Genomic DNA, 6,393 nt, shown 5'->3' with positions numbered 1-6,393 from the left:
GTTCTACGGTGGGGCGTATGGCGTTGGCTACGAGTGGACGTGTCGCCGGGCCGGGGGCTGTTGAGGCCGGCCGGTGGTGGGCGCGGATGGCGCGGGATCCGCTGGGGACTTACGGGGCCCTTGGACGGCGGTACGGGGACGCCGTGCGGGGGCCGTTCGGCAGGGGGCGGGCACTCTACGTGTTGTCGCGGCCCGAGCACGCCGAGCGCGTTCTTGTCGCCAACCAGGACAACTATGTGAAGGCGTTCACGTATCGTCCGCTGCGGGCGATCCTCGGGGACGGGCTGCTGACCAGCGAAGGGGAGACGTGGCGGCGGCATCGGCGGGTGGTGCAGCCGGTGTTCGCGCAGCGGCACGTCGTCGGGTTCGCGCCCGGGATCGTCGAGACGGCCGTGGCCGCCGTCGAGCGGTGGCCGGATGGCGTGATGCTCGATGCGGCGGGTGAGTTGCGGCGGTTGACGCTGGACATCGTGGGGCGGGCGCTGTTCGGCAGTGAGCTCGCAGGGGAGGCCGGGCGGACGGGACGTTCGCTGGAGGCTCTCCAGCGTGGAACGGTCATCGGGACGTTCCTGCCGGGCGCGACCGCCAAGCGTGGGTTGTATCAGCGCGTTCCGGGGCTGGGTGGAGCGATCGGCCAGTTGGACGAGCTGGTCCAGCGTGTCGTCAAGGGGCCGTCCGGTGGGGCGCTCCTGCATCTGCTCAAGGAACGTGGTGAGTTCTCTGAAGCAGAGCTTCGCGACGAGGTTCTGACCTTGCTGCTGGCCGGACATGAGACCACCGCCGCCTCGCTGGCGTGGACGTTCGTGTTGCTGTCGCGGTATCCGGCGGCGCGGGAACGGCTGGAGGCCGAGGTCGACGAGGTGCTCGGGGGGAGGGAACCGAGGGCCGACGACGTGGACAGGCTGCCCTGGACGCGCGCCGTCCTCGAAGAGGCGATGCGGATCTATCCACCGGCGTGGACGATCGAGCGCGACACCCTCGCGGACGACGACATCGCCGGTGTGCGGATCCCGGCGGGGTCGACCGTCGCCGTCCCGCCCTATCTCCTGCACAGGAATGTGGAGTTCTGGCCCAACCCCGAAGGGTTCCAGCCAGAGCGGTTCATGGGGGAGTCGGACCGGCCCCGGTACGCGTATCTGCCCTTCGGAGGAGGTCGGCGTATCTGTGTCGGGGCCGGGTTCGCGATGCTGGAGGCCGTGCTGGTGCTCGCGACCGTCAGCCGAACCCACCGGCTTGATCTGGCTCCGGGGGTGCCCGTGCGCGGCCGGGCCGAAATCACGTTGCGCCCGGCCGGACCCGTTCCGATGCGAGTGACACGCAGATAGGTTCGCGCGCAGGCCCGGCGGAACAGGACTGCCCCGGAACAGCGCCCCCGGGGGCTCCGGCGAGTGGTGAGGACCGCTTGGGCGACGGGGATGATCGGTCCTCCGCCGCCGGGGAGTGACATTCAGGCGGGTTCGATGTTGTGGTTGCGGTGGAGAACGTTCTGGGGGTCGTAGGTCCGCTTGATCTCGCGGAGCCGCCGGTGGTTCTCGGGGGTGTAGGCGGTGGCCGTCCGGGACGGGTCGTGCAGGAAGGGTGGGGCGGGATGCCGCCGAGCGACTCGGTCGCGGCGTACGGCATCGTTCGGAAGTCCTCGTGCAGCGGCGGGTCGGCGTCCTTCCACAGTGATCGCAGCGGCCGCCTTGCGTCATCCGGGTCGCCGGTGTGGACGCCGCGGACGGCGATGACCTGCGTCGATGTGAGTACGCTCGCTTTGTGGGCACACGAGGGGCATGAACATCACAGGGATCATCACCGCGATCGTCATCGGGGCGATCATCGGCGCGCTGGGGCGGCTGCTCCTGCCGGGACGCCAGCCCATCGGCGTCATCCTGACCGTGATCGTCGGCATCGTGGCGGCGATCATCGGGACGGCGATCGCCCAGTCGGTCGGCGTCGACACCACCGCCGGCATCGACTGGATCGAACTGGTGTTCCAGGTCGGCCTGGCCATGATCGGCGTCTCGATCGTCGCGGCGCTCAGGGCTCGCCGCAAACACCGGAAGGTCGAGCGCTGACCCGCGCCGTCTCAGCGGGCGATCAAAAGGGAGCGGTCTTCTCGTTCATGATCTCGCCAAACCGGGTTTGCGCACGTGGAAACTTTGCTCCCATGGAGTGATCGATCCATTGCGGAGAGTCATTTCCGGTTCAGGGGAGGCCAGATGGCGGGGGACGTGGAGGTCACGGGGCGTCGGGGGAGCGAACCGGGACCTGTAGGGAGCTATGCGTCTATAGCCGTGTATGAACGGTTCCGGCTGCTCAACGGGAGGTTCCGGCGGGCCGCGCTGGTCATCGCCACGATGTCTCTCGGGTGGTACTCGGTCTATGTCGGGTTGTCCGCGTTCGCCCGGGATTTCATGGGCCGGACGGTCGCGGGCCACGTCAACGTCGCGCTGCTGCTCGGCGTCCTGCAGATCCTCTCGACGTTCGCACTGGCCTGGGCGTATGTGGCGTACGCGCGGCGGCGGCTGGACCCGCTGGCCGGTGAGCTCCGTTGATCGAGCACAACGCGGTGGCGTTCGGGCTCTTCGTCGCGTTCATCCTGATCACCCTGGGCATCACGGTCTGGGCGCGGATGAACACCCAGGGCGCCGACGACTTCTACGCGGGCGGACGGACGTTCTCCGGCCCGCAGAACGGGGTGGCGCTGGCCGGCGACTACATGTCGGCCGCGTCCTTCCTCGGCATCGCGGGCATCATCGCGCTGTCCGGGTACGACGGGTTCCTGTACTCGATCGGCTTCCTGGTCGCGTGGCTGATCGCGCTGCTGCTGGTCGAGATGATGCGCAACGCGGGCAGGTTCACGATGGCGGACGTGCTGTCCCAGCGGGTGCGGCGGCAGGCCCCGGTGCGCCGGGCGGCGGTCGTCTCCACCGTCACCGTGTCGGTGTTCTACCTGCTGGCGCAGATGGTCGGGGCGGGCGCGCTGGTGTCGTTGCTGCTCGGCATCCACGACGGGGAGCGGTTCCTCGGGATGTCCGCGGGCACCGCCGAGACGATGACGATCGTCGCGGTGGGCGCGCTCATGATCTGCTACGTCGCGTTCGGCGGGATGAAGGCCACCACCTGGGTGCAGATCATCAAGTCCGTCCTGCTGATGGCCGGCTCGGTCGTGCTGACGGTGATGGTGCTCGGCAGGTTCGGGTTCGACGTCAGCTCCATGCTCGGGTCCGCCGCCGACACCAGCGGGAAGGGCGAGGCGTTCCTGCGGCCCGGCCTGCGATACGGGCAGGACGTCCCCGGCGACGCCTACCGGACGATCGTCAACAAGCTCGACTTCATCAGCCTCGCCGTCGCGCTCGTGCTCGGCACGGTCGGCCTGCCGCACATCGTCAACCGGTTCTTCACCGTCCCGGACGGCCGCGCCGCCCGCACCTCGGTGTCCTGGGCGATCGGGCTCGTCGGCGTCTTCTACCTGATGACGCTCGCGCTGGGGTTCGGCGCCGCGGCCCTGGTGGGACGGCAGGCGATCGTCGCGCAGGACCCGTCCGGCAACACCGCGGTGCCGCAGCTCGCGCAGGCGGCCGGGGAGCACGTCGGCGGGCACCTCGGCGGCGACGTCATGCTGGCGTTCATCGGCGCGGTGGCGTTCGCGACGATCCTCGCCGTCGTGTCCGGGTTGGTGCTGGCCTCGTCCACGTCGCTCGCGCACGACTACTTCGGCCAGGTGCTGATGTTCGGCCGTCCCCGCGAGTCGCAGGAGGTCGCGGTGGCCCGGTTCGCGGCGTTCCTGGTCGGTTCGCTGGCCATCGTCCTCGCGGTCGTCGCCCGGAACCTGAACGTGGCGTTCCTGGTGGCGCTGGCGTTCGCGATGGCCGCCGCGGCCAACCTCCCCGCGATCGTGCTGACGCTGTTCTGGCGGCGGTTCACCTCCAGCGGGGTGGTCGCCGGGATCTACGGCGGGCTGATCAGCTCGCTGGTCCTGGTGTTCTTCTCCCCGGTCGTGTCGGGGAAGACCGACCCGGTGACGGGCGAGAGCCTCTCGCTGTTCCCGGCGGGCGTCGACTTCCACCTGTTCCCGCTGGAGAACCCCGGTATCGTCTCGATCCCGATCGGGTTCGCCTGCGCGGTCGCCGGAACCCTCCTCGGACGGGAGGACCCCGACCCCGACCGCCACGACGAACTGGCGGTCAGAGCACTGACCGGCGCGGGCTCCCACTGACACCGGAGCGGGCGACGGCGTCCAAGGTGACCAAGGCGACGGTGACGTGCCGCAGGGGAGGGGCTAGCATTTGTCGGCGCACTTGTTACCAGCGGGTATTGGGACCCGCCGGTCAGGCTGCGGCCTGGTCGCGGAGCGGATCGCCGGGTAGGTCGTGGGCAAGAAGACCCGCGCTGTCCCGGACGTGCCCCAATGCGTCGAGTGCCCGGGCGGGGGCCGGTTCGCGTGGCAGAATGTCAACCCGCCGTGCAGCGCGGCGATCTGCCGGGGAGGGAGGTGCGGCGGCGTGTCCGAAGCCGGTCGACGCCGTCCGGCGCGTGCCCGTCCGGCGACCCGGCCCGGCGCCCGGACGACCGCGGCCCTCACCGCGCTCACCCTCGTCGCCGCCGTGGCCGTCCCGGCCTCGATCGCGACCGGCGACGAGCCGCGGCGGGAACGGGCGGTGCGCGGCGCGGCGGCCGGGGTCCTCGCCAACGCGCCGACCGACCAGATCCGCGGCCGTGAATGGCACCTCCAGGCGCTGCGCACGACGAGGGCGTGGAAGTACACCAGGGGACGCGGCGTCACGGTCGCCGTCCTCGACACCGGCGTCGACAAGAACCATCCCGACCTCACCGGCCAGGTCATCACCGGACCCGACCTCACCGGCGGAGTGCGCCGTCCGGGCACCCGCTACTGGGGCCTGCACGGGACGTCGATGGCGAGCATCATCTCCGGTCACGGCCACGGGCCTGGGCTGGCCCAGGGGATGATGGGCGTCGCGCCGCAGAGCCGCATCCTGTCCGTCCGCGTCACGCTGGAGAACGACGACCCGCTGCGGCGCGACAACGGCCAGCAGGACGGCGGCGGTGACCGCGACGCCGTGGCCCAGGGCATCCGCTACGCCGTCGACCAGGGCGCCCAGATCATCAACATGTCGCTCGGCGGGGGACGGCAGTTCTACAACGGCACGAAGTCCCAGGAGAGCGCGATCAAGTACGCGCTCGGCAAGGGCGTCGTCCTGATCGCCTCCGCGGGCAACGACGGCTCGGGCGCCAACCGCAAGAACTTTCCGGCCGCGTACCCCGGAGTGATCGCCGTCGGTGCGCTCGACCGCCGCCTGCGCCTCTGGAAGGACAGCAACCGGCGCTCCAACGCCGCCGTCTGCGCGCCCGGCGTGGACATCGTCAGCGCCGACGCCAGCAACGGCTACGTCGTCGGGACGGGGACCAGCGCCTCCTCGGCCATGGTCGCCGGGGTCGCCGCCCTCGTCCGGTCCCGCTACCCGAGGCTGACGCCGGCCGAGGTCCGGCAGGCGCTGATCCAGGGGTCGCCCGCGCGTCGCGGATACCCGAGCGGCTCGGCCACCTGCCGCGGGACGGTCGACGCGCTCCGGACGCTCTACGCCGCGCACCAAATCAACAAGACGTCCAGCGGGCCGATCGAGACGCCGCCCGCGACCCCGACGCCCGAGCCCGCGGCGGAGAGCACCGGGGACGACTCGGGCCTCCTGCTCCCGCTGGTGCTCGGCGGCGGCGGGCTGCTGGTCGTCCTCGGGCTCGTGCTCGGCTGGCGCCAGCGGGGCCGCCGGGAGGACGAACCCGACGAGACCGACGCCGTCCCCGACTACGGCCTGCCGACCGCGCCGCCGGAGGCCCGCCAGCCCGCGGCCGCGGCCGCCGCACCTCCGGGCTCCGCCGCCGTGGCGCCCGAGGTCGCGCCGGTCAACGCGCCGCTCTGGCAGAGCACCGACGTCTACCAGGGGCCGCCCGCACCGGACGTCCCGCCGCAGGACCTCCCACGCGAGGACCCCTCCCTCTGGGACGGCGTCCCCGTGGACGGCTCCTCGTGGGACGGCGCCCCGAAAGCTTCGCCCTGGGCCACGTCCCCCGCAGAAGGCTCGCCCGGCGCCTCCTGGGACGGTCCGCCGGTGGACGGTTCGGGCGGCGGCGGGGAGCCCTCGGCGTGGGGCGGGTCGCCCCTGGACACCGCACCCCTGGGCGGAGGGGCTCCGCGAGCCCCGTCGCGGGAGGACGAGACGCCGTCCGGCCTGGACGAGCCCCAGCCGCAGGCTTCGGACCGGCCACCGATCATGGCGCACGAGCTGCGCCCTTTCGTCCCCGGGGAGTACGCGGCGAACGGCCGCAACGGGCGGGGCCCGCTGAACGGGCATGACACCGGCAACGGCCACCACGCCAACGGCCTGAACG

Annotated in this window: 5 protein-coding genes; all 5 read left to right on the top strand. The window is 71.6% G+C overall.

Going from position 1 to position 6,393, the window contains the following annotated elements; genetic code table 11:
- Window positions 1-1,325: cytochrome P450 (locus tag E1281_RS35835; RefSeq protein ID WP_207943700.1), on the top strand; the 1,325-nt coding region annotated here is incomplete at its 5' end.
- Between the two features lie 450 nt (window positions 1,326-1,775).
- A complete protein-coding gene (locus E1281_RS35825) occupies window positions 1,776-2,060 on the top strand; it encodes a GlsB/YeaQ/YmgE family stress response membrane protein (protein WP_131884144.1) in 285 nt (94 codons plus the stop codon).
- Window positions 2,061-2,279: 219 nt separating this feature from the next.
- Window positions 2,280-2,540 (top strand): DUF485 domain-containing protein, encoded by a 261-nt coding sequence (locus E1281_RS35820; RefSeq protein ID WP_243717740.1) that lies wholly within the window; start codon window positions 2,280-2,282, stop codon window positions 2,538-2,540.
- Window positions 2,537-4,204, top strand: coding sequence for a cation acetate symporter (locus E1281_RS35815; protein WP_131884142.1), 1,668 nt, complete (start codon window positions 2,537-2,539; stop codon window positions 4,202-4,204). The genes E1281_RS35820 and E1281_RS35815 overlap by 4 nt, the downstream gene beginning before the upstream one ends.
- Window positions 4,205-4,490: 286 nt before the next feature.
- Window positions 4,491-6,393 (top strand): S8 family serine peptidase (locus E1281_RS35810; RefSeq protein ID WP_165959251.1); only part of this gene is annotated, 1,903 nt, incomplete at its 3' end.

The organism is Actinomadura sp. KC345, assembly GCF_004348515.1.
Lineage (GTDB): Bacteria > Actinomycetota > Actinomycetes > Streptosporangiales > Streptosporangiaceae > Spirillospora.
This window is presented reverse-complemented; position numbering and strand designations above follow the sequence as displayed.

What these genes read in the sequence shown, in the direction of transcription:
- E1281_RS35825 (WP_131884144.1), top strand. Translation starts at nt 1,776, where the DNA reads ATGAACATCACAGGGATCATCACCGCGATCGTCATCGGGGCGATCATC.